Origin of the sequence: Pseudomonas sp. HR96 (assembly GCF_034059295.1) — a bacterium.
In the GTDB taxonomy this organism is placed as follows: domain Bacteria; phylum Pseudomonadota; class Gammaproteobacteria; order Pseudomonadales; family Pseudomonadaceae; genus Aquipseudomonas.
The window spans coordinates 5,348,736-5,369,792 of sequence record NZ_CP139141.1; the positions used below are offsets into that span (position 1 = coordinate 5,348,736).

The window sequence follows — 21,057 nt, forward strand, 5'->3', positions numbered from 1 at the left end:
TATAATGCCCAGCGCTTTTTCTTGCCATTGCTCACTGCGCTCAACCCATTCTTTTCCTGTGGAAATACAAAAGCCTTGATTCGTCTGCTGAAGTTTATCGGGTGGTCTTTTCTCGCCGTGGTCTGCGGGCTTGGGCTCGTCCTGAGTGGTGCATTTCTTTATCTTAGCCCGACGCTGCCCTCCGTGGATGCGCTGAAAAGTGTCGAATTACAGATCCCCCTGCGGGTCTACAGCAGCGACAACAAGCTGATCGCCGAATTTGGCGAGATGCGCCGCTCGCCAATCAAGTTCGCCGATGTGCCACCCCATTTCATTGACGCCCTGCTGTCGGCTGAAGACGACAACTTCGCCAACCACTATGGCGTCGATCCGGGCAGCCTGGCCCGCGCGGCCTCGCAATTACTGCGTACCGGGCACATCCAGACGGGTGGCAGCACCATCACCATGCAAGTGGCGAAGAACTATTTTTTGACGAATGAGCGCAGTTTTTCGCGAAAAATCACTGAGATCCTCCTTGCCTTGCAAATCGAGCGCCAACTTACCAAGGACGAGATTCTCGAGCTGTACGTCAACAAGATCTACCTGGGCAACCGCGCCTACGGCATCGACGCCGCTTCGCAGGTGTACTACGGCAAGTCCATCCGTGACGCCAGCCTGGCGCAGATGGCCATGATCGCTGGCCTGCCCAAGGCCCCGTCGCGCTTCAACCCGCTGGCCAACCCGGCGCGCAGCAAGGAACGCCGCGACTGGATCCTGGGGCGCATGTTCAAGCTCGGCAAGATCGATGAAGCCAGCTACCAGGCGGCCCTGGCCGAGCCTTTGAACGCCAGCTACCACGTGCCGACGCCAGAAGTGAACGCCCAGTGGATCGCCGAGATGGCTCGCGCCGAAATGGTCGGCCGCTATGGCAGCGACGCCTACACCCAAGGCTTCCGGGTCACCGTGACCGTGCCAAGCGATCTGCAGGAAGACGCCAACAAGGCGGTGTTCGACGGCCTCGTCGAATACGACCAGCGTCACGGCTACCGGGGCCCCGAGGCGCGCCTGCCGGGCAAGACCCGCGACGCCTGGGTGACCGAGCTGGGCAAGCAGCGGCCGCTCAATGGCCTGGAGCCGATGATCGTCACCCAGGTCGACAAGACCGGCCTGGGCGTGATCGACCGCGACGGCAAGGACGGCCGGGTCAACTGGGACACCATGAAATGGGCGCGTCCGTTCATCAACACCAACAGCCTGGGCCGCGCCCCGGCGCAGCCTGGTGACGTGGTTCAGGTCGGCGACCTGATCCGCGTGCAACGTCTGGACGACAGCACGCTGAAGTTCAGCCAGGTGCCGCAGGCGCAGAGCGCACTGGTGTCGCTGGACCCGCACAACGGCGCAATCCGCGCGCTGGTGGGCGGCTTCGCCTTCGAGCAGAGCAACTACAACCGCGCGATGCAGGCCAAGCGCCAACCGGGCTCGAGTTTCAAGCCGTTCATCTATGCCGCGGCCCTCGACAGCGGCTACACCCCGGCCAGCTTGGTCAACGACGCGCCGATCGTGTTCGTTGATGAGGCAGTCGACAAGGTCTGGCGCCCAAAAAATGACACCAACACCTTCCTTGGGCCGATCCGCTTGCGCGAGGCGCTGTACAAGTCGCGCAACCTGGTGTCGATCCGCGTGTTGCAGAGCATGGGTGTCGGCCATACCATCGACTACATCAGCAAGTTCGGCTTCAACAAGCAGGACCTGCCCAACAACCTCTCGCTGGCCCTGGGCACCGCGACGCTGACGCCGATGGAAATCGCCACCGGCTGGAGCGTGTTCGCCAACGGCGGTTTCAAGGTCACGCCGTACCTGATCGACAAGATCGAAAGCCGCAGCGGCGACACGCTGTTCACCGCCAACCCGCCGAGCGTGCCGCCTGACGACGTCGCCAGTTCGTCGCCGATTCCGGCGCCAGCTGCGGCCGACGCGCCGATCACCACCAGCGACGCCAGCAGCACCGGTACCGGCACCGGCACCGGCAACGATGCCAGCCCAGCCCTGACCAGCGCTCCCGGCGCGCCAGCCTATGCGCCGCGGATCATGGACGGGCGCACCACCTTCATCCTCAACAGCATGCTCGAGGACGTGATCAAGCTGGGCACCGGCCGTCGGGCCTTGGCCCTGGGCCGGCCGGACATTGCTGGCAAGACCGGTACCACCAACGACTCCAAGGACGCCTGGTTCTCCGGCTACAATGGCGACTACATGACCACCGTGTGGACCGGCTTCGACCAGCCCGAAACCCTGGGCCGCAAGGAATTCGGTGGCACCGTGGCCCTGCCGATCTGGATGGACTACATGGCCGCCGCGCTTAAAGGCAAGGCGCCACACACCCAGGCCGAACCCGAAGGCGTGCTGAGCCTGCGCATCGACCCGGCCAGCGGCCGCGCGGCCGCACCTGGCACGCCGAACGCCTACTTCGAGCTGTTCAAGAGCGAAGACACGCCGCCGTCGAACACCGAACTGGGCAACGGCGCCGCGCCGGGCAGCCCGCTGCCGGCGGACGAGCAGGCGCCGATCGATCTGTTCTGACCCCTTCGCCGGTTCCTGCATAAACCTGGGCGTCAAGCCAATAGGATGTAGGAGCTGGCGAGCCAGCTTGATACGGCAGCAGGCCACGGGGAAAGCGTGCCGGCTTGGCAGGGTTGCGCACAGAGCTGATCTTCAGGACGCCGATAACCGGCACTCAAGGAGATTGCAATGATCAGCCCCGAGCACCTCGCTACCTATTCACACGATCGTACGGCCGCCGCGGCCCTTAAAATGCTTGACAGCACCGCCGAGCAGCGCGAAACCGCGCTGGCCAAGCTGCATCTGTACGCACTGGTACAGCGTCATCAGCAGGCGACGCTCACGGCCGAAGACCGCGACTTTCTGGCCACCCTGGCACAGGCTGACCGCTACTTCTCGATACTCGCGGATTACCGCAAGCTGATTGGGTGATCCCCCCCGCAGACAAAAAAGCCCCGACTCGTCACCGAGCCGGGGCTTTTCATTCAGTGCCCGTCAGCCTCAGCCGTTGAACACGTCATCCACGCTCTTGAGCGGGTAGTGCTTGGGATACGGCAGGGTCGCCACACCGGTCTCGATAGCGGCCTTGGCCACGGCGTCGGAGATCAGGGTGATCAGGCGTGGGTCCATCGGCTTGGGGATGATGTACTCACGGCCGAACTCCAGGCTGATACCGCCGTAGGCGTCGCAGACTTCCTTGGGCACCGGCAGCTTGGCCAGTTCGCGCAGGGCGGTGGCGGCAGCGATTTTCATCTCTTCGTTGATACGCTTGGCGCGAACGTCCAGGGCACCGCGGAAGATGAACGGGAAGCCCAGCACGTTGTTGACCTGGTTCGGGTAGTCCGAACGACCGGTGGCCATGATCACGTCGTTGCGAGTGGCGTGGGCCAGCTCCGGGGAGATTTCCGGGTCCGGGTTGGAGCAGGCGAACACGATCGGATTGGCCGCCATGCGCTTGAGATCTTCGGGGCTCAGCAGGTTCGGACCCGACAGGCCGACGAACACGTCGGCGCCATCCAAAGCTTCGGACAGCGTGCGCTTGTCGGTCGGGTGGGCGAACACCGCCTTGTACTGGTTGAGGTCTTCGCGGCCAGCGTGGATCACACCGGTACGGTCGATCATGTAGATGTTCTCGATCTTCGCCCCCATGCTCACCAGCAGCTTCATGCAGGAGATTGCCGCAGCGCCGGCGCCCAGGCAGACGATCTTCGCCTGCTCGAGGGTCTTGCCGGCGATTTCCAGGGCGTTGATCATGCCGGCGGCGGTGACGATCGCGGTGCCGTGCTGGTCATCGTGGAACACCGGAATGTCGCACTGTTCGATCAGCGCGCGCTCGATCTCGAAGCACTCTGGCGCCTTGATGTCTTCCAGGTTGATGCCACCGAAGGTGATGGAGATGCGCTTGACGGTGTCGATGAAGGCCTGCGGGCTTTCCGAATCGACTTCGATGTCGAACACGTCGATGCCGGCGAAGCGCTTGAACAGCACGCCCTTGCCTTCCATCACCGGCTTGGAAGCCAGCGGGCCGAGGTTGCCCAGACCCAGAATTGCCGTACCGTCGGAGATCACCGCCACCAGGTTGCCCTTGCCGGTGTACTTGTAGGCAAGCTCCGGGTCACGCCCAATTTCACGCACCGGCTCTGCCACACCCGGGCTGTAGGCCAGGGACAGGTCACGGGCAGTGGCGGTTGGCTTGGTGAGCTCGACGCTCAGCTTCCCCGGACGCGGGTGGGCATGATATTCGAGAGCGGCAGTTTTCAGGTCTGACATAGTGGCGTTCCGCTTTTGTTGGGTCTGACGGGACCGCCGAGGATACGCAACTCGCAAACGCCCCACAAGACTGGTCAGTCATCCTATGGCCCGCCTGTAAAGCCTGACTTTGGTCGCAAACCCAGCTGGATCGCGGGCTGCAAGTGTTTACAATAAATTTATTTATTGTGTACATTTCTATTGTCTTTCAAAGTGCGCGCTGCAGCATGCTCGGATCACTGACCGCCAGCATCCAGCGCGCCTGGCCCGGCCTGAGCCCGCCGCGCCGGGAGCGATCCAGCACCCAGCCGCGCGCTTCCAGCAGCTGGCCCTGGTAGCTCGCCAGCAGGGCAGCGCTGAAGCGCGACTCATCCTTGGGCGCGATATGCACCACCAGGCTGTCGCCCAGGGCGATCCAGGTGCCCCCGCGGTTGCGCTGCACCTGGCCGACCCGCCCGCTCACCAAGGCAAAGCCCGACTGGCGCAGCTGCCCGGCCGCAATCAGCGGCGTACGCCGCCACACGCCCAGGCCCGCAGCGCGAGCCTGACGTTCGGCCTGCTGGTGACAGGCCACCAGGTCGGTGTTCGGCGCAATGGCAATCTGCAATGCCAAACCGTCGCGCAGCAGCTGCGCTTCCAGGTTGCTACCGTCGGCGGCGTACAGGTGGGCCAGGGTACGGCCGTACTTGTCCCTGGCCTCGCGGCCCGGCTGCATCAGCACTCGGCCCTGGCTGGCACTGACCAGCGCCTGCAAGCGCTGGCGCGCGGCCACGGCAAACGGCTCCTCGCTGCGACCCTGATGCGCCAACTCCGGCGCGTTCAGGCCGATCAGCCGGACGCTGCGGCCATCCTGCAGCTTCACCGTGTCGCCATCCACCACGTTGCGCACCTGCACGCCCGGCAGCCCCGGCGGGGCGATGCAGGCGGCATCGGCCAGCGCCAGCGTCGAGACTCCGGGTACCAAAAAAGCGGATACAAAAAAGGCGCCCACAAGGGGCGCCTTCTTTACCAGCTTGATCAAGTCGATCAGGCCTTCTTGCTGCCGAAACCACCGAAACGCTGTTTGAAACGGTCAACACGGCCGCCTACGTCCAGCACTTTCTGCTTGCCGGTGTAGAACGGGTGGCACTCGGAGCAAACGTCCAGGCTCAGTGGCTTGGCCAGGGTGGAACGGGTCTTGATGACGTTGCCGCAGCTGCAGGTGGCGTCAACGGCTTCATAAACTGGATGGATATCAGCTTTCATGATTACTTCCTCAGCTAGCGTGCCGCCACTCAACACCATTGTTGAATACCGCACGAAAGGCCGGCCATATTATCAGACTTCCACATTCACGCAAGCGGTCGCCTCTACCGGTGGTCGTCTGCTAACCTGCCCCACCATTCCCCCATTACGAGCCTTCGCGTGCCCGACGTCATACTGCGCCTCGCCTTGCCCTCGCCGCTGCGACGCCTGTTCGACTACCGCGCGCCGCTGGGCATGACGGCGGCCGACTTCGCCCCGGGGATGCGCCTGCGGGTGCCGTTCGGGCGGCGGGAAATGATCGGCGTGCTGATCGAGGTCACCGAGCACAGCGAGGTGCCCGCCGCCAAGCTCAAGCCGGCGCTGGCCCTGCTCGACCCGGTCAGCCCGCTGCCGCCCAGCCTGTTCAAGCTGTGCCTGTGGACCGCGCAGTATTATCAGCACAGCCTGGGCGACACCCTCAGCTGGGCACTGCCGGTGCTGCTGCGCCAGGGCGACCCCGCCGAGGCGCGCCAGGAGCGCTTCTGGCAGGCCGCCGCCGACGCCCGGCTGGACGACCCGCGCATCGCCCGCGCGCCGAAACAGCGCGAAGCCCTGACCACCCTGGCCCAGCACCCCCATGGCGTGGCCCACGCGCTGCTGAGCAAATTGCAGCTGAGCAAGGACAGCCTCGACATGCTGCTGGCCAAGGGCCTGGTGACCGTCGAGGTGCGCCGCCATCACCCCGAGGCACGTCACCAGCGCTGGCTGGCCCAACCGGAGCTGCCGCTCAATCCCGAGCAAAGCGCGGCGTTCCAGGCGGTACGCGCCGGCTTCGGCAGCTATCACGCCTCGCTGCTGGCCGGGGTCACCGGCAGCGGCAAGACCGAGGTGTACCTGCAACTGATTCGCGAAACCCTGGAGGCCGGCAAGCAGGCGCTGGTGCTGATTCCGGAGATCAACCTCGGCCCGCAGACCCTGGCGCGCTTCGAGCAGCGCTTCAACGCCCGCATCGCCCTGCTGCATTCGGCGGTCAACGACCGCGAGCGGCTCGATGCCTGGCTGGCGGCTCGGGACGGCGAGGCGGACATCATCATCGGCACGCGCTCGGCGCTGTTCACCCCGATGAAGCATCCCGGCCTGATCATCATCGACGAGGAACACGACGGTTCCTATAAACAGCAGGAAGGCCTGCGCTACCACGCCCGCGACCTGGCGCTGGTGCGTGCGCATCAGGAAAACATCCCGATCGTGCTGGGCTCGGCGACGCCGTCGCTGGAAAGCCTGCACAACGCCTATATCGGCCGCTACGCCCTGTTGCGCATGGACCAGCGCGCCGGTGGCGCCAAGCCACCGAAGTTCATGCGCCTGGACGTCAAGAGCCGGCCACTGGACAGCGGCATCAGCGGGCCAATGCAGCAGGCCATCGGCCAGACCCTGGAGCGCGGCCAGCAGGTGCTGGTGTTTCTCAACCGTCGCGGCTTCGCCCCGACCCTGCTCTGCCACGACTGCGGCTGGCTTTCGGAATGCCCGCGCTGCGACGCGCGCACCACCGTGCACCAGCGTTCCGGCGAGCTGCGCTGCCACCATTGCGGCTACGCCGAGCGTGTCCCGCGCAAATGCCCGCAGTGCGGCAGAGTCGACCTGCGGCCGGTGGGCGCTGGCACCGAGCGGGCCGAGGAACGCCTGAGCATCCTGTTTCCGGACTACCCGGTGCTGCGCGTCGACCGCGACAGCACCTCGCGCAAGGACGCCATGGCGCAGCTGTTCGCCACCATCCAGAAGGGCCAGCCGTGCATCCTGGTCGGCACGCAGATGCTTGCCAAGGGCCATCACTTTCCGCGGGTCACGCTGGTGTCGATTCTCGATGCCGACGGCGGCCTGTTCTCCGGGGACTTTCGCGCCAGCGAGCGCATGGCGCAGTTGATCGTGCAGGTCGCCGGCCGCGCCGGCCGCGCCGAAGAACCGGGGCGAGTGATCATCCAGACCCACCTGGCCGAGCACCCGCTGCTGGTGCAACTGACTGAACAAGGCTACTTCGCCTTCGCCGACCAGGCCCTCAGCGAGCGCCGCGCCGCCGGCCTGCCGCCCTTCGCCCACCTGGCCCTGCTGCGCGCCGAAGCGCACAAGCCCGGCCAGGCCGAAGGCTTTCTCGACGAGGCCTGCAGCGCTGCCGAACAGTTGCTGGGGTCGTTGCAACTCCACGCCATCGAACTGCTGGGCCCGGTGCCCGCTCCCATGGAACGCCGCGCCGGGCGCTTCCGCGCGCAGCTGCTGGTGCAAGCCAGCGCCCGCGCGCCGCTGCATAAATTGCTCAGCCACTGGATGCTGCAATTGGAGCAGATGCCCAGCGGGCGCCAGGTCCGCTGGTCGCTGGATGTCGATCCGGTGGATCTGTATTGAGCACACTGCGGCCTTCAGCGGGTTGGCAATCGGCCGTTCACACCGGATAATGCTCCGTTTTATGCCCGCGCATTCCAGCGCCGCCGCGCCTGCGGTCGAAAGAGATCCCCATGAAAGACATCATTCGCCAGCTCATCCAGCAAGCCCTCAACCACCTCGTCGCGCAAGGTGTGCTGCCTGAAGGGCTGACGCCGGCGATCCAGGTGGAAAACGCCCGGGACAAGACCCACGGCGACTTCGCCAGCAATATCGCCATGATGCTGGCCAAGCCGGCCGGCATGAAGCCGCGCGACCTGGCCGAGAAGATCATCGCTGCGCTGCCGGCCGACGAGCAGGTGAGCAAGGTGGAAATCGCCGGCCCAGGCTTCCTCAACTTCTTCCAGAACACCCAGGCCCTGGCCGCGCGCCTCGACGCCGCGCTGGCCGACCCGCAGCTCAACGTGCGCAAGCACGGCGCGCCGCAGCGGGTAGTGGTCGACCTGTCGGCTCCCAACCTGGCCAAGGAGATGCACGTCGGCCACCTGCGCTCGACCATCATCGGCGACGCCGTGGCCAATGTGCTGGGCTTTCTCGGCGACGAGGTGATCCGCCAGAACCACGTTGGCGACTGGGGCACCCAGTTCGGCATGCTGCTGGCCTTCCTGCAGGAGCAGCCGGCAGCCAGCGACGAGCTGTCGGACCTGGAAAACTTCTACCGCGCGGCCAAGCAGCGCTTCGACGAGTCGCCGGAGTTCGCCGAGCGCGCCCGCGGCCTGGTGGTCAAGTTGCAGGCCGGCGACGCCGAATGCCTGAAGTTGTGGAAACATTTCAACGACATTTCCCTGTCGCACTGCCAGGCCACCTATGAGCGCCTCAACGTCAACCTGACCCCCGCCGACGTCATGGGCGAAAGCGCCTACAACGATGACCTCGCCCAGGTGGTCAGCGACCTGGCCGCCGCAGGCCTGCTGCAGGAAAGCAACGGCGCCCAGTGCGTGTTCCTCGATGAGTACAAGACCGCCGAAGGCACCCCGCTGCCGGTGATCGTGCAGAAGGCCGGCGGCGGCTATCTCTATGCCACCACCGACCTCGCCGCCGTGCGCTACCGCAGCAACGTGCTCAAGGCCGACCGCGCCCTGTACTTCGTCGACCAGCGCCAGGCCCTGCACTTCCAGCAGGTGTTCGAGGTGGCCCGCCGCGCCGGTTTCATCAGCAACGGCATGCTCACCGAGCACATGGGCTTTGGCACCATGAACGGCGCCGACGGCAAGCCGTTCAAGACCCGCACCGGCGGTACCGTGAAGCTGGTCGACCTGCTCGACGAGGCGCAAGAGCGCGCCTACGCACTGGTCAAGGAAAAGAACCCGGAACTGGCCGAAACCGAGCTGCGGGTGATTGCCAGGGCGGTGGGCATCGGCGCGGTGAAATACGCCGACCTGTCCAAGCATCGCACCAGCGACTACAGCTTCAACTTCGACCAGATGCTCAGCTTCGACGGCAACACCGCGCCGTACCTGCTGTACGCCTACACCCGCGCGGTCGCGGTGTTCCGCAAACTGGGCAAGGGCCTGGATCAGGTCACCGGGCACATCGTGCTGCAGGCCGAGCCGGAACTGGAGCTGGCTGCGCGCCTGGCGCAGTTTGCCGAGGTGCTCAACAACGTCGGCGAGAAAGGCACGCCACATGTGCTGTGCGCCTATCTGTACGATGTCGCCGGCCTGTTCTCCAGCTTCTACGAGAACTGCCCGATCCTCACCGCCGAAAACCCCGAGCAACAACAGAGCCGCCTGCGCCTGGCCGCCCTGACCGCCCGCACCCTCAAGCAAGGCCTGCAACTGCTGGGCCTGGAAACCCTGGAGCGTATGTAAGTTGGTCGCCAAGAAAAAACCTGCTCCCAAGCGTGGCGCCAGCCGCAATACCGCACCCGCGAAAAAGCCGATCCCGGGCTGGATATGGATGGCGATCGGCCTCACGGTCGGCGCCTTCGTGGTGTTCCTGACCAAGCTGGAACCCGGCCACGACGAAGTCAAGCGCACCAAGGCCGAGATCAAGGCCGAGCGCATCGCCGAGGCCAACAAGACCCCGCCCAGCCCGCAGGCACCGGTCAAGCCCAAGTACGACTTCTATACCTTGCTGCCGGAGTCCGAGGTCATCGTGCCGCCCGACGCCGTGCCGGAGAAGACCCCGCCGGTGCCGGCGCAACCGCAGACCCCGGTGACTCCGGCGCAGGCGGCGAAGATCGACACCAATCGCGCCCTGACCGCTCTGAGCGGGCAGACGCCACCGCCGGCGCCACCGGTGGTCAAGCCGGCCGCGACCACCCAGTACTTCCTGCAGGCCGGCTCGTTCCGCAAGCAGAGCGATGCCGACAAGGTGCGTGCGCAGATCATCCTGCTGGGCCAGGCGGTGTCGGTGGAGTCCGGCACCGTGAAGGACGAGACCTGGTACCGGGTATTGGTCGGACCGTTCAGCAACCGCGAACAACTGACCACCGCTCAGAAGCAGCTGGCTGGCAGTGGTTTTAGTAACCTTTTGTTGCAACAGCGCCAGACGCGGCAGTGATCAGCCGAGTGGGAGGGGGCAAAGCCCCCGAGCTCTTGATGTGGGTGAAGATCAACAGCTCGGGGCTTTGCCCCCCTACCACAGTGTGATCCCGGCCCAAGCTGTGCGCCCCCACCCGCTTGAAATCCCCTCCCCCATCCCCATATCAGTTTCCATCAGGGCATTTTCGCCCCGCTGCGTGGAGACTCCCCCTTGACCACCATCGTTTCAGTACGCCGCCACGGCAAAGTCGTCATGGGCGGCGACGGCCAGGTTTCCCTCGGTAATACCGTGATGAAAGGCAACGCCAAGAAAGTCCGGCGCCTTTACCACGGCCAGGTGATCGCCGGTTTCGCCGGCGCCACCGCCGACGCCTTCACGCTGTTCGAGCGCTTCGAAGGGCAGCTGGAAAAACACCAGGGCCACCTGATTCGCGCCGCCGTCGAGCTGGCCAAGGAATGGCGTACCGATCGCTCGCTGAGCCGCCTGGAAGCCATGCTGGCGGTCGCCAACAAGGATGCCTCGCTGATCATCACCGGCAACGGCGACGTGGTCGAGCCGGAAGACGGCCTGATCGCCATGGGCTCCGGTGGCGCCTTCGCCCAGGCCGCAGCTCGGGCCCTGCTGCTCAAGACCGAACTCTCGGCCCGGGAAATCACCGAGACCGCACTGGGTATCGCCGGTGACATCTGCGTGTTCACCAACCACAACTTCACTATCGAGGAGCAGGACCTAGCCCAGTGATCGGCTGCGCATTTTTCGTTCACGCGCACTCATCACCCGCTAGAGGCCGCCACATACCATGCCCATGACCCCCCGCGAAATCGTCCACGAACTCGACCGCCACATCATCGGCCAGGACGATGCCAAGCGCGCCGTCGCCATTGCCCTGCGCAATCGCTGGCGGCGCATGCAGCTGCCCGAAGAGCTGCGCGTCGAGGTGACACCCAAGAACATCCTCATGATCGGCCCGACCGGCGTCGGCAAGACCGAGATCGCCCGTCGCCTGGCCAAGCTGGCCAATGCGCCGTTCATCAAGGTGGAGGCGACCAAATTCACCGAGGTCGGCTACGTCGGCCGCGATGTCGAGTCGATCATTCGTGACCTGGCCGATGCCGCGATCAAGCTGCTGCGCGAGCAGGAAATGGTCAAGGTCGGCCACCGCGCCGACGACGCCGCCGAAGAGCGCATCCTCGATGCCCTGCTGCCGCCGGCGCGCACCAGCTTCGCCGAAGAGGCCAGCACCAGCGATACCAACACCCGCCAGCTGTTCCGCAAGCGTCTGCGCGAAGGCCAGCTGGATGACAAGGAAATCGAGATCGAGGTGGCCGATCAGGTCGGCGTCGACATTTCCGCGCCGCCGGGCATGGAAGAGATGACCAACCAGTTGCAGAGCCTGTTCGCCAACATGGGCAAGGGCAAGCGCAAGAGCCGCAAGCTCAAGGTCAAGGAAGCGCTCAAGCTGGTGCGTGACGAAGAGGCCGGCCGCCTAGTCAACGAGGAAGAGCTCAAGGCCAAGGCCCTGGAAGCGGTCGAGCAGCACGGCATCGTGTTCATCGACGAAATCGACAAGGTGGCCAAGCGCGGCAACGTCGGCGGCGCCGATGTCTCCCGCGAGGGTGTGCAGCGCGACCTGCTGCCGCTGATCGAAGGCTGCACGGTGAACACCAAGCTGGGCATGGTCAAGACCGACCACATCCTGTTCATCGCCTCCGGCGCCTTCCACCTGAGCAAGCCCAGCGACCTGGTGCCCGAGCTGCAGGGCCGCCTGCCGATCCGCGTCGAACTCAAGGCCCTCAGCCCGCAGGATTTCGAGCGCATCCTCAGCGAGCCGCATGCCTCGCTGACCGAGCAATACCGCGAGCTGCTGAAAACCGAAGGCCTGCACATCGAGTTCCTGCCCGAAGGCATCAAGCGCCTGGCCGAGATCGCCTGGCAGGTCAACGAGAAGACCGAGAACATCGGTGCCCGTCGCCTGCACACCCTGCTCGAGCGCCTGCTCGAAGAGGTGTCGTTCAGCGCCGGCGACCTGGCCAGCGCCGAGGGCGCCGCACCGATTCGCATCGATGCCGACTACGTGAACAGCCACCTGGGTGAACTGGCGCAGAACGAAGACCTGTCCAGATATATCCTGTAATAACCCAATCTGCAGGACCAAGCTCGCTCGGGAACGAATTACTCAGGCTCCCGAGCAAGCCCGGTCCTGCAGCGCTGCCGCCACGGACTGTCCATGCCTCCCATCCCCACCGCCATCAACCTGCACAAGGCCTCGAAAACCCTCGGCCTGACCTACGGCCCGGGCGAGCACTACAGCCTGCCCGCCGAGTTCCTGCGGGTTCATTCGCCCTCGGCCGAGGTGCAGGGCCACGGCAAGCCCATCCTGCAGTTCGGCAAGCTGGGCGTCGGCCTGAGCAAGATCGAGCCTGCCGGGCAATATGCCCTCAAACTGACCTTCGACGACGGCCACGACAGCGGCCTGTTCACTTGGGAGTACCTGTATCAGCTGGCAGTACGCCAGGAGACGTTGTGGCAGGACTATCTCGACGAACTCAAAGCGGCCGGCAAATCCCGCGACCCCAATGAAGCCGTGATCCGGCTGATGCTTTAATTTGCCGTTTTTTTGACAAAAAAATCACATTCGGAGGGCTACGGTTCGTCACCGTTTTTAGTCCAGGCCACTCAATGCGCCGCAAAGCGCGCCAGAGCCGGCCGTATTTGGAACTCCGATGTCCACCACCTCCCCGACCCCCGCCGCGAGCCGGCGCCGTTTCGACTGGAAAGGCCTGATCTGGCTGTTCGTGTTCTTCTGGTACTTTTCCGGCGTCACCCAGACCCTGATCCAGCTCAGCGGCACCAGCGGTTTCGAAGGTTTTCGCGAAGCCTTGCTGCTGAGCACGCTGTGGCTGATCCCGGTGCTGCTGTTTCCCGCGCGCACCCGGCTGATCGCCGGCGTCCTGGGCATCATTCTGTTCCTCTGCTCGCTGCTCAGCTTTGGCTATTTCCTGATCTACCAGCAGGAATTTTCCCAGAGCGTCATCTTCGTGCTGTTCGAGTCCAACAACGCCGAAGCCGGCGAATACCTCAGCCAGTATTTCGCCTGGTGGATGGTGCCGGCCTTCCTGCTCTACACCCTGGGCGCCGTGCTGCTCTGGACCCGGGTACGGCCTGTGTACCTGTCGGCGCCCAAGGCGACCGCTGTCAGCCTGGCCTTGCTGCTGTTGTTCGTGGCCATGCCGCTGTACAAGCAGGTGGACCGCGCCGGCGATTTCGCCGACGGCCTGCAGAAGTTCCAGGACCGCATCGAACCCGCCGTGCCCTGGCAGCTGGTGATCGGCTACCAGAGTTATCGCGAGCAGCTGGACGGCATGCAGGCCATGCTCGAGGCCAACGCCAAGGTGCCGCCGCTGAACAACCTCAAGGACGCCACTGCCGGCCTGCCGGCAACCCTGGTGCTGATCATCGGCGAGTCGACCAACCGTGGCCACATGAGCCTCTACGGCTACCCGCGCAACACCAACCCGAACCTGGACCAGATGCGCGACCAGCTCAGCGTGTTCGACAACGTGGTCAGCCCGCGGCCCTACACCATCGAGTCGCTGCAGCAGGTGCTGACCTTCGCCGACGAGCAGCATCCGGACCTGTTCCTGAAAACCCCGTCGATCGTCGACGTGATGAAGCAGGCTGGCTACAAAAGCTGGTGGATCACCAACCAGCAGACCCTGACCAAGCGCAACACCATGCTCACCACCTTCTCTCAACAGGCCGACGAGCAGGTGTACCTCAACAACAACCGCAACCAGAACGCTGCGCAGTACGATGGCGACGTGCTGGAGCCCTTTGCCAAGGTGCTGGCAGACCCGGCGCCGCGCAAGCTGATCGTCATCCACCTGCTGGGCACCCACGTCAACTACGACTACCGCTACCCGCCTGAATTCGCCAAGTTCACCGGGCGCGAAAACACCCCCCCGGGCCTCGACGACGAGCAGCTGGCCACCTACAACAGCTACGACAATGCCGTGCTGTACAACGACTTCGTGGTGTCGAGCATCATCAAGCAGTACGCCGCCACCGACCCCAATGGCTTCCTGCTGTACCTCTCGGACCACGGCGAAGACGTCTACAACTCCGGCGATCACAAAAACCTGGGGCGCAACGAAGGCCGGCCGACCGCGCCGATGTACACCATCCCGTTCATCGCCTGGGCTTCGCCGAAGTGGAAGGCCAGCCACGACTGGAATTTCGCCAGCTACCTGAAGCGTCCGTACAGTACCTCGAGCCTGATCCACACCTGGTCGGACATGGCTGGCCTGACCTTCGACGAGCACGATGTGTCCAAGAGCCTGGTCAGCCCGTACTTCGTGCCGCATACACGCTGGATCGGCGACCCGTACAACCCCAAATCGCTGAATGACTTCGACCAATTGGCCAAGTAGAGCGCATCGCGACAGGCGCCACACAGCGCTTGCCAAGACAAAGCGGGCGGGGCCGATTAGAATGGCCAGTAATTTTCCCCGGTGACTAGCGAAATGAACGATCAGCGCAAGGCCAGCGACACCGAACCCACCACTCACTTCGGCTACAAGACCGTGGCCGAAAGCCAGAAGGCGGAGAAGGTCGCCGAAGTGTTTCACTCGGTTGCGGCCAAGTACGACCTGATGAACGACCTGCTCTCCGGCGGCATGCATCGGTTGTGGAAACGCTTCGCCATCGAGCTGTCCGGCGTGCGCGTCGGCAACCGGGTGCTGGACATCGCCGGCGGTACTGGCGACCTGACCCGCAAATTCTCCCAACTGGTCGGCCCGACCGGCCAGGTGGTGCTGGCCGATATCAACGACTCCATGCTCAAGGTCGGCCGCGACCGCCTGCTCGACCTGGGAGTGGCTGGCAACGTCGAGTTCGTCCAGGCCGACGCCGAAAAGCTGCCGTTCCCGGACAACCATTTCGACTGCGTGACCATCGCCTTCGGCCTGCGCAACGTCACCCACAAGGACGCCGCCATTGCTTCGATGCTGCGCGTGCTCAAGCCCGGTGGCCGGCTGCTGGTGCTGGAATTCTCCAAGCCGACCAACAAGCTGATGTCCAAGGCCTACGACGCCTACTCGTTCGCCTTCATGCCGCTGATGGGCAAGCTGATCACCAATGACGCCGAGAGCTACCGCTACCTGGCCGAATCGATCCGCATGCACCCCGACCAGGAAACCCTCAAGGCCATGATGCTGCAGGCCGGCTTCGACCGCGTCACGTACCACAACATGACCAGCGGTATCGTCGCCCTGCACCGCGGCATCAAACCCTGATGCTCCTCGACGGCCTGATCGCCGGCGCCGAGCACAGCCTCAACCGCGTGCTGCGCCTGGACAGCACCGCGCTGCCGCGCCTGGGGCACCTGCATGGCAAGGTCATCGAGATCGACTGCCAGAAGCCGGCCCTGCAATTGTTCGTGCTGCCCGGCCCGCAGGGCCTGATGCTGGCCCGGCATTGGGCCGGCGAGGTCGACTGCACCCTGCGCGCCCCGGCGGCGAGCCTGGCGCAGCTGGCCCTGAGCAAGGACAAGACCGCCGTGCTGCACAGCCCGCAGGTCGACCTGAGCGGCAACAGCGCCGTGCTGCTGGACCTGGTGGCCGTGCTCCAGGACCTGGATCTGGACTGGGAATACGAAGTGCAGCGCTGGATCGGCCCGGTGGCCACCAGCCTGCTCAGCGGCCATCTGCGCAGCCGCGCCGGCTGGGCCCGCCAGGGCCTGCACAGCGTTGGCCACAACCTGGCCGATTACCTGGCCGAAGAAACCCGCACTCTGGTGGGCGAACACGAGGCCCAGGCCCGTTTCGCCGAGCTGGACCGGCTTAAAATCGACCTGGATCGCCTGGAGGCCCGCATCGAGCGCCTCCAGCGCTCCCATCACTCCAGCGATAATGAATGAAGCTGCTTGCCGTTCGCCGTTTGTTGCGCATCCAGCGCGTCGTGATTCGCTACCGTCTCGATGACCTGATGTTCGCCCTGCCGCTGCCCTGGTGGCTGATGGTGCTGCGCTTCGCCATGCCCTGGCGCTGGCTGCCGCGCAGCGCCAAAGAGCTCAGCCGGGGCGCGCGTCTGCGCCTGGCATTGCAGGACCTGGGGCCGATCTTCATCAAATTCGGGCAGATTCTTTCGACCCGCCGCGACCTGCTGCCCGAGGACATCGCCGACGAGCTGATGCTGCTGCAGGACCGCGTGCCGCCGTTCGACCCGCAAAAAGCCATGCAGTTGATCGAGGAGCAACTCGGGGCAAAGATCACCGACGTGTTCAGCCGCTTCGACGTCGAGCCGCTGGCCTCGGCCTCGGTCGCGCAGGTGCACTCGGCGCAGCTGAAAACCGGCGAAGAGGTGGTGGTCAAGGTGATCCGCCCGGGCCTGCGGCCGATCATCAGCCAGGACCTGGCCTGGCTGTTCATGCTCGCCCGCCAGGCCGAGCGGCTGTCGGCCGACGCGCGCCTGCTGCACCCGGTGGACGTGGTGCTCGACTACGAGAAGACCATCTACGACGAACTCGACCTGCTGCGCGAGGCGGCCAATTCCAGCCAGTTGCGGCGCAACTTCGAAGACTCCGACCTGCTCTACGTGCCCCAGGTGTACTGGGACTGGTGCCGGCCGAAAGTGCTGGTGATGGAACGCATCTACGGCATCCAGGTGACCGACCTGGCCACCCTCGCCGACCAGCGCACCGACATGAAGCTCTTGGCCGAGCGCGGCGTCGAGATCTTCTTCACCCAGGTGTTTCGCGACAGCTTCTTCCACGCCGACATGCACCCGGGCAACATCTTCGTCAGCACCGTGGCGCCGTGGAGCCCCAAGTACATCGCCATCGACTGCGGCATCGTCGGCAGCCTGACGCCCCAGGACCAGGACTACCTGGCACGCAACCTGTTCGCCTTCTTCAAGCGCGACTATCGCCGCGTGGCGCAGCTGCACATCGATTCGGGCTGGGTGCCGGCCGAGACCAAGCTCAACGAGTTCGAGGCGGCGATCCGCACCGTGTGCGAGCCGATCTTCGAGAAGCCGCTCAAGGACATCTCCTTCGGCCAGGTGCTGATGCGCCTGTTCCAGACCGCGCGGCGCTTTAACATGGAAGTCCAGCCGCAGCTGGTGCTGCTGCAAAAGACCCTGCTCAACATCGAAGGCCTGGGCCGCCAGCTGTACCCCGACCTCGACCTGTGGAGCACCGCCCAGCCGTTCCTCGAACGCTGGATGCGCGAGCGGGTCAGCCCCAAATCCCTGTTGCGCAACCTGCAGGCGCAGATCGAGCAGATCCCTCACGTGGCCGGCATGACCCGCGACCTGCTCGAACAACTGTCGCAGCCCGACAAACGCAACCCGACCCCGCCTTGGTACCAGCCGCGCGACCGGCAGATCCTGCGCCTGCTGGGCTGCGGCCTGCTCGCCGGTGGCGCGGTACTGGCCAGCCACGCCGTGGCGCTGGACGCCATCGAGGCCTGGCCGGCCTGGTTGATGCTGGCCGCCGGGGTCTATCTGGTCGTGCGCCAATAGCCAGTGCTTGACGAGACTGGCACACTAGTCGTTCTGTAGTCGGAGTCGAAGATGAAAGACTGGCTGGACGAGATCAAATGGGACAGCGACGGCCTGGTACCGGCCATCGCCCAGGACCACAAGACCGGGCGCATCCTGATGATGGCCTGGATGAACCGCGAGGCGCTGGGTCTCACCGTGGCCGAGAACCGCGCTATCTACTGGTCGCGCTCGCGCGGCCGCCTGTGGCGCAAGGGCGAAGAGTCCGGGCACGTGCAGCATCTGCATGAGCTGCGCCTGGACTGCGACGCCGACGTGGTCGTGCTGCAAGTCGAACAAGTGGGCGAGATTGCCTGTCATACAGGGCGCCAGAGCTGCTTTTACCGGGTGTACCAGAACGGCGCGTGGCAAACCGTCGACCCGGTGCTCAAAGACCCTCACGCCATCTACCAAGCGGGGCACAGCCATGAGTGACACCCTGACCCGCCTGGCCCAGGTGCTCGAAGAGCGCAAGGGCGCGGCTGCCGACTCGTCCTACGTCGCCAGCCTGTATCACAAGGGCCTGAACAAGATTCTGGAGAAGGTTGGCGAGGAGTCGGTAGAAACCATCATCGCCGCCAAGGACGCCGCCGTCAGCGGAGATTGCAGCGATGTCATCTACGAAACCGCCGACCTGTGGTTTCATAGCATGGTCATGCTGGCTGCGCTGGGGCAACACCCGCAGGCGGTGCTGGACGAACTCGACCGGCGCTTCGGGCTGTCCGGACACATCGAGAAAGCCTCGCGCCAGCCATCTGAATAAGTAGTTTCGAGAAGGAGTTGCAGCATGGGTATTTTTGACTGGAAACACTGGATCGTCATTCTGGTGGTCGTGGTGCTGATTTTCGGCACCAAGAAGCTGAAGAACCTCGGCACCGATGTCGGCGAGTCGATCAAGGGCTTTCGCAAGGCCATGAACGATGACGACAAGCCTGCCGAGCCGCCGGTACAACCGGTGCACCCGCAGGCCACCTCGCCGATCAACGAGCCGCGCCCGGTCAGCGAACCCCACACCATCGACGGCCAGCACCACAAGGTCGAAGAGCCCATCAGGAAAGACTGATCAATGTTCGGTATCAGCTTCAGTGAATTGGTGCTCGTCGGGCTGGTCGCCTTGTTGGTGCTCGGCCCCGAGCGGCTGCCCGGCGCGGCGCGTACCGCAGGGTTGTGGGTGGGCCGCTTGAAGCGCAGCTTCAACGCCATCAAGTCGGAGGTCGAACGCGAGATCGGCGCCGACGAGATCCGTCGCCAGTTGCATAACGAGCACATGCAATCACTGGAGCAGGAAGCGCGCAAAATCCTCAATCCGCAGTACACGCCGCCTTCCCAGCAGCCTGAAGCGGCCCCGGCGCCCGACGTGCCCGCGCCCGTGGCCACCGTCTCGATGCCGATCGATACGCCGCACGCCGCTGCAACACCGGCAACGCCAGCCCAGCCGGCCGAACCGGTGGCCGCCCCGGCGCATATCACCCCGGTCACCCCTGCGCCCTCCGCCAACGATCCAGTACAGCCGCCGCGAGCCCCATGAGCGATATCCCGGAACAAGACCAGCCGATGCCGCTGGTGTCGCACCTGACCGAACTGCGAACCCGCCTGCTGCGCTGCGTCGTCGTGGTCTTCGTGGTGTTTGCCTGCCTGTTCTCCTTCGCCCAGCAGATCTACACCCTGGTCTCGGCGCCGCTGCGTGAATACCTGCCGCCAGGCGCGACGATGATTGCCACCGACGTCGCCTCGCCGTTCCTGACGCCGTTCAAGCTGACCATGATGGTCTCGCTGTTCCTCGCCATCCCGATGATCCTGCACCAGGTCTGGGGCTTCATCGCTCCGGGCCTGTACAAGCACGAGAAGCGCGTGGCTGTACCGCTGCTGGTCTCCAGCATCCTGCTGTTCTACCTCGGCATGGCCTTCGCCTACTTCGTGGTGTTCCCGCTAGTGTTCAAGTTCTTCGCCCATGCCACGCCCGAAGGCGTGACCATGGCCACCGACATCGCCAGCTACCTGGATTTCGTCATGACGCTGTTCTTCGCCTTCGGCGTGGCGTTCGAGATCCCGGTGGCGGTGGTGCTGCTGATTTGGATCGGCGTGGTCGACGTCAAGTACCTGCGCAAGATCCGCCCGTACGTGGTCATCGGCTGCTTCGTGGTGGGCATGATCCTGACCCCACCGGATATCTTCTCGCAGACCCTGCTGGCCGTGCCGATGTGGCTGCTGTTCGAAATCGGCGTGCTGGCTGGCGGCATGATCCGCAAGCGCAGCGACGAAGACCCTGAACAAGAGCAGCAGGACCGCCCGCCCGCTACCCGCCCATGAACCTGCTGCTGCTCGAAGAGGCCGACTTCGTCGCGCCTGACCGCGTGGTGCTGAGCGACCGGCGTCTCAAGCATATGCAGGAAGTGCAGGGCGTCGCCGTAGGCGATACCCTGCGCGTCGGGCGCATCGACGGCCTGCTCGGCAGCGCCCAGGTGCTGCGCCTCGAGCCACGTGAAGCCGAGCTCTCGGTGGACCTCACGCAAGCGCCGCCGGCCAAGCTGCCGCTGACCCTGGTGCTGGCCCTGCCGCGGCCGAAGATGCTGCGGCGGGTGTTCCAGACCATCGCCACCATGGGTGTGCCGCGGCTGATTCTGGTCAACAGCTACCGGGTCGAGAAAAGTTTCTGGCAGACCCCGTTCCTGCAGCCCCAGAGCATTCGCGAAAACCTCATCCTGGGCCTGGAGCAGGCGCGTGACAGCGTGTTGCCCGAAGTGCTCATCGAAAAGCGTCTCAAGCCTTTTGCCGAGGACCGCCTGCCCGCCATCAGCGCCGGCACCCTGGGCCTGCTCGGCCACCCCGGGGACCACCCGCCCTGCCCCCGCGGCCCCCTGCCGGGCGCAGTCACCCTGGCCATCGGCCCCGAGGGCGGCTGGATTCCCTACGAGGTGGAAATGCTCGCCAAGGCCGGCCTGCAGCCGGTGCAACTGGGCGATCGCATCCTGCGCGTGGAGACCGCTGTCACTGCCCTGCTCGCCCGGCTGTTCTGAAGCTACGCTTGAGTTTGACGCACGTCTGCCGATCAAGAGGCGCACGACTCAATTCAAGCCGCAAGCA

21 protein-coding genes are annotated in these 21,057 nt (G+C 64.8%); 18 read left to right on the plus strand and 3 right to left on the minus strand.

The genetic code is table 11. The annotated features are described in order from the left end of the window. Positions 1-75 precede the first annotated feature (75 nt). Together SFA35_RS23920 and SFA35_RS23925 are read left to right on the plus strand one after the other, a co-directional pair. A complete protein-coding gene (locus SFA35_RS23920) occupies positions 76-2,559 on the plus strand; it encodes a penicillin-binding protein 1A (protein WP_320573379.1) in 2,484 nt (827 codons plus the stop codon). Positions 2,560-2,727: 168 nt separating this feature from the next. Next, entirely contained in the window at positions 2,728-2,970 is a 243-nt protein-coding gene (locus tag SFA35_RS23925; RefSeq protein ID WP_320573381.1) for a hypothetical protein, read from the plus strand. A 69-nt stretch (positions 2,971-3,039) separates the two neighbouring features. Here the strand turns inward: SFA35_RS23925 and SFA35_RS23930 are convergent, their stop codons facing one another. From SFA35_RS23930 to rpmE, 3 genes are all read right to left on the minus strand, one after another. Further along, positions 3,040-4,308, minus strand: a complete 1,269-nt coding sequence (locus tag SFA35_RS23930) for a malic enzyme-like NAD(P)-binding protein (RefSeq protein WP_320573384.1) — start codon at positions 4,306-4,308, stop codon at positions 3,040-3,042. Positions 4,309-4,495: 187 nt separating this feature from the next. Continuing rightward, positions 4,496-5,308, minus strand: a complete 813-nt coding sequence (locus tag SFA35_RS23935) for a thermonuclease family protein (protein ID WP_320573386.1) — start codon at positions 5,306-5,308, stop codon at positions 4,496-4,498. Positions 5,309-5,313: 5 nt separating this feature from the next. Continuing rightward, positions 5,314-5,532 (minus strand): 50S ribosomal protein L31, encoded by a 219-nt coding sequence (rpmE, locus tag SFA35_RS23940; RefSeq protein ID WP_320573388.1) that lies wholly within the window; start codon positions 5,530-5,532, stop codon positions 5,314-5,316. Positions 5,533-5,691: 159 nt separating this feature from the next. On the opposite strand from rpmE, the gene SFA35_RS23945 reads away from it, so the two are divergent. The 16 genes from SFA35_RS23945 to SFA35_RS24020 all read left to right on the plus strand — a co-directional run bounded on the left by SFA35_RS23945 (position 5,692) and on the right by SFA35_RS24020 (position 20,990). Then, positions 5,692-7,911 (plus strand): primosomal protein N', encoded by a 2,220-nt coding sequence (locus SFA35_RS23945; protein WP_320573390.1) that lies wholly within the window; start codon positions 5,692-5,694, stop codon positions 7,909-7,911. Between the two features lie 110 nt (positions 7,912-8,021). Next, entirely contained in the window at positions 8,022-9,758 is a 1,737-nt protein-coding gene (gene argS, locus SFA35_RS23950) for an arginine--tRNA ligase (RefSeq protein WP_320573393.1), read from the plus strand. Between the two features lies 1 nt (position 9,759). Continuing rightward, on the plus strand, positions 9,760-10,452 hold the full coding sequence (locus tag SFA35_RS23955; protein ID WP_320573395.1) for an SPOR domain-containing protein: 693 nt from the start codon (positions 9,760-9,762) through the stop codon (positions 10,450-10,452). A gap of 192 nt (positions 10,453-10,644) precedes the next feature. Beyond that, entirely contained in the window at positions 10,645-11,175 is a 531-nt protein-coding gene (hslV, locus tag SFA35_RS23960) for an ATP-dependent protease subunit HslV (RefSeq protein WP_320573397.1), read from the plus strand. A gap of 58 nt (positions 11,176-11,233) precedes the next feature. Continuing rightward, positions 11,234-12,568 (plus strand): ATP-dependent protease ATPase subunit HslU, encoded by a 1,335-nt coding sequence (gene hslU / locus SFA35_RS23965; protein ID WP_320573399.1) that lies wholly within the window; start codon positions 11,234-11,236, stop codon positions 12,566-12,568. A gap of 93 nt (positions 12,569-12,661) precedes the next feature. Beyond that, positions 12,662-13,039, plus strand: a complete 378-nt coding sequence (locus SFA35_RS23970; protein WP_320573401.1) for a DUF971 domain-containing protein — start codon at positions 12,662-12,664, stop codon at positions 13,037-13,039. A 118-nt stretch (positions 13,040-13,157) separates the two neighbouring features. Continuing rightward, positions 13,158-14,864 (plus strand): phosphoethanolamine transferase CptA, encoded by a 1,707-nt coding sequence (gene cptA / locus SFA35_RS23975; protein WP_320573403.1) that lies wholly within the window; start codon positions 13,158-13,160, stop codon positions 14,862-14,864. 93 nt (positions 14,865-14,957) lie between these two features. Then, complete coding sequence (gene ubiE, locus SFA35_RS23980; RefSeq protein WP_320573405.1) at positions 14,958-15,728, plus strand: bifunctional demethylmenaquinone methyltransferase/2-methoxy-6-polyprenyl-1,4-benzoquinol methylase UbiE; 771 nt, start codon at positions 14,958-14,960, stop codon at positions 15,726-15,728. Further along, positions 15,728-16,351 carry an SCP2 domain-containing protein gene (locus SFA35_RS23985; protein ID WP_320573407.1) on the plus strand — a complete coding sequence of 208 codons (624 nt, stop codon included), beginning with the start codon at positions 15,728-15,730 and terminating at the stop codon, positions 16,349-16,351. The genes ubiE and SFA35_RS23985 overlap by 1 nt, the downstream gene beginning before the upstream one ends. Beyond that, on the plus strand, positions 16,348-17,955 hold the full coding sequence (ubiB, locus tag SFA35_RS23990; protein WP_320573409.1) for a ubiquinone biosynthesis regulatory protein kinase UbiB: 1,608 nt from the start codon (positions 16,348-16,350) through the stop codon (positions 17,953-17,955). The genes SFA35_RS23985 and ubiB overlap by 4 nt, the downstream gene beginning before the upstream one ends. Before the next feature lie 51 nt (positions 17,956-18,006). Then, entirely contained in the window at positions 18,007-18,408 is a 402-nt protein-coding gene (hisI, locus tag SFA35_RS23995; protein ID WP_320573412.1) for a phosphoribosyl-AMP cyclohydrolase, read from the plus strand. Then, positions 18,401-18,736 (plus strand): phosphoribosyl-ATP diphosphatase, encoded by a 336-nt coding sequence (locus SFA35_RS24000; protein WP_320573414.1) that lies wholly within the window; start codon positions 18,401-18,403, stop codon positions 18,734-18,736. The genes hisI and SFA35_RS24000 overlap by 8 nt, the downstream gene beginning before the upstream one ends. Before the next feature lie 24 nt (positions 18,737-18,760). Further along, complete coding sequence (locus SFA35_RS24005; protein WP_320573417.1) at positions 18,761-19,036, plus strand: twin-arginine translocase TatA/TatE family subunit; 276 nt, start codon at positions 18,761-18,763, stop codon at positions 19,034-19,036. Between the two features lie 3 nt (positions 19,037-19,039). Continuing rightward, on the plus strand, positions 19,040-19,501 hold the full coding sequence (gene tatB, locus SFA35_RS24010) for a Sec-independent protein translocase protein TatB (RefSeq protein WP_320573419.1): 462 nt from the start codon (positions 19,040-19,042) through the stop codon (positions 19,499-19,501). Further along, positions 19,498-20,283 (plus strand): twin-arginine translocase subunit TatC, encoded by a 786-nt coding sequence (gene tatC / locus SFA35_RS24015; protein ID WP_320573421.1) that lies wholly within the window; start codon positions 19,498-19,500, stop codon positions 20,281-20,283. Before tatB ends, tatC begins: the two co-directional genes overlap by 4 nt. Further along, entirely contained in the window at positions 20,280-20,990 is a 711-nt protein-coding gene (locus tag SFA35_RS24020; RefSeq protein WP_320573423.1) for a 16S rRNA (uracil(1498)-N(3))-methyltransferase, read from the plus strand. Before tatC ends, SFA35_RS24020 begins: the two co-directional genes overlap by 4 nt. Positions 20,991-21,057 lie beyond the last annotated feature (67 nt).